The 1,136-nt window shown below is 38.2% G+C and carries 1 protein-coding gene; it reads left to right on the top strand.

Annotation, left to right across the window (positions count from 1 at the left end; translation table 11 throughout):
- The first annotated feature begins 142 nt into the window (after positions 1-142).
- Positions 143-973, top strand: coding sequence for a formylglycine-generating enzyme family protein (locus F607_RS33380; RefSeq protein ID WP_169719867.1), 831 nt, complete (start codon positions 143-145; stop codon positions 971-973).
- The last annotated feature ends 163 nt before the right edge of the window (positions 974-1,136 follow it).

Here is a 1,136-nt window from a genome sequence, read left to right as displayed (position 1 = left end):
TACACATGTCTTCTTTCTCCATAAAACTGAATCTAGAGGCCAAGCCTTGAGAGTCACACTAGTCAAACTAGTGGCTTACCTGTCAACGAGTTATAGCAATAGTATACGCTAAACTCTGTATTTAATGGAGATTAAGATGTTTATGAATAGACATCACATTACTTTAAATTTTAGTATTGTGTTCTTTTTCACCCTCTTAACAGGGTGTGATAATCATAGTCAGGAAGTAGAATCCTTCAAAACATCGATTAAGGACAACTTCATTGACTTTAACGGTGGAGAAATGCGTCGAAAAGTCTCTTTTGATTTAAGCTGGAAGCTAGAAGAAAGAAATCGTAAAGTACCTGAGTATTTTAAAGTTTTAGTTTCAGATTTCACAATACAGAAATACCCAACTACCTGCTATGAATTTGAGTTCTTTATGAGGATAACGGGACATACTTCTGAACAATTCGAAGATGCTAAATGTCCTGACAAGAAAAAAACACCCGCAAACTCAATACCTTGGCATGATGCTCAAGCGTATTGCGAATGGCTTGGCTCTATATTTGGCAAAAAGGGTTCTCTACCAACAGAAGCACAATGGGAGTTCGCCGCTACCAGCGGTGGAAAAGATGTTGAATATGCAACCAATAATGGCAAGGTTGAGCCAGGAATCAATACTATCTGGGGTGATTCTAAGAAAGCACCAAAGCTACCTCCCTCTATCGATAAATATCCTCCTAATCCAGCAGGTATCTATGGCATGCATGGTGGGGTATATGAGTATGTGTTTGATTGGTATGATGAACTTTATCCTGCTAATGCACCGGTTAATGACCCAGCAGGCCCTCCATCAGGTGAATTAAAGATTGTTAAAGGTAATGATTATTCAAGTTCCTCTGACCCTGAGTTTCTCAAAATCATCACTCGCGCCTCTACAGACACTAAATATGGTAGTGACACTACAGGATTCCGTTGCCAACTAAATTAATTATTAAATAGCCTCTATTTTCTAGAGGCTTTTACCATTTCTTGTTTTGCAACTTTAGCAGGGCTAATATAGCAGGGCAATCGCATATAAATTTACACCGAACAAATTAGCTTCATTAAATATTCATGATCCCAACCAGCAGAGAGTCTCTTATTTTTTATTC

Source organism: Zooshikella ganghwensis DSM 15267 (assembly GCF_000428585.1).
GTDB classification, from domain to species: domain Bacteria; phylum Pseudomonadota; class Gammaproteobacteria; order Pseudomonadales; family Zooshikellaceae; genus Zooshikella; species Zooshikella ganghwensis.
The sequence above is the reverse complement of the archived record's forward strand: the minus strand, read 5'-3'. Positions and strand labels throughout refer to the sequence as shown.

Coding starts and splice junctions, on each gene's coding strand:
- F607_RS33380 (WP_169719867.1), top strand. CDS start 143: ATGAATAGACATCACATTACTTTAAATTTTAGTATTGTGTTCTTTTTC.